2 protein-coding genes are annotated in these 1,106 nt (G+C 71.6%); one reads left to right on the forward strand and one right to left on the reverse strand.

Translation table 11 applies throughout. The features are described from left to right. A partial coding sequence (locus FNX44_RS27085; RefSeq protein ID WP_153507794.1) for a S8 family serine peptidase occupies window positions 1–821 on the forward strand: 821 nt, incomplete at its 5' end. A gap of 13 nt (window positions 822–834) precedes the next feature. Here FNX44_RS27085 and FNX44_RS27090 read toward each other — a convergent pair. Continuing rightward, window positions 835–1,106, reverse strand: a 272-nt coding sequence (locus FNX44_RS27090) for a hypothetical protein (protein WP_228450313.1), incomplete at its 5' end; no start/stop codon positions are given.

Here is a 1,106-nt window from a genome sequence, read left to right on the forward strand (position 1 = left end):
GCTTCGTCGGCCTGGCCCCCAAGGCCACCATCATCCCCATCCGCCAGAACGACGGCGAAGGCGGCGGCAACGCCGAAAACCTCGCCCAGTCCGTCGACCATGCCGTGCGCCAGGGCGCCGACGTCATCAACATCAGCCAGGACGCCGACCGCCCCCTCGGCCCCGACTCCCTCCTCTACCAGGCCGTACGGCGTGCGATCGACGCCGGCGTTGTTGTCGTCGCCTCAGCCGGCAACGACGGCGCCGACGGCAAACTCAAGGAGACCTACCCGGCCGCCATACCCGGCGTACTCGCCGTCGCCGCCTCCGACCGCAACAACGAGCGGGCCGTCTTCTCCCAACGCGGCCACTTCGTCGGCATCGCCGCACCCGGCGTCGACATCGTCTCCACCGTCCCCCGCGGCGGCCACTGCGCCGACAACGGCACCAGCTTCGCCGCGCCCTACGTCGCCGCCGTCGCCGCACTGCTGCGCGCCAAACACCGCCGCTGGACACCGCAGCAGATCGTCGCGCAACTCCAGCAGACGGCGGAACGCCCCGTCAGCGGCCGCGACCACCACATCGGCTGGGGCGTCGTCGACCCCCTCCGCGCGCTCACCGAGGACGAGCGCCCCATCACCCGCCCGGTCGGCCGCGAAGGCGTCGAGAACGCGCCCGCCCCCGAACCCGCCGAACTCACCCTCACCGAGACCTACGCCCAACGCAACGAACGCCTCGGCACCTACGCCCTCCTCGTCTCCCTCACCCTCACCGCCCTCGTCGCCTGCGTCGCCCGCATCCTCCGCGACCGCCGCCGCCACCGCTCGGCTGCCGACAGGTAGCGTCGCACCGCTCTCACGACCACCTCCCCATCAACCGCTCCAGATACTGCTCGGCGTCCACCGGCACCGACCAGTGCGCGTCGTCGAAGTCGTCACCCCGGGCGTGATCCACCAACCACTCCAACGCCGCCCGCCGCTCACCCAACTCGGCCAACAGCCGCACAAACGCGTCGACCTCCGCACACTCCATCGCCGTCGCCAATTCCCGCGCCGCCCAGGGCCGCGAGAACGCCTCCGCGAACAACCGCATTGCCCGCCGACTCACCCCCTCACCCACCACAAACC

The organism is Streptomyces alkaliterrae, assembly GCF_007097205.2.
GTDB classification, from domain to species: Bacteria; Actinomycetota; Actinomycetes; order Streptomycetales; family Streptomycetaceae; genus Streptomyces; species Streptomyces alkaliterrae.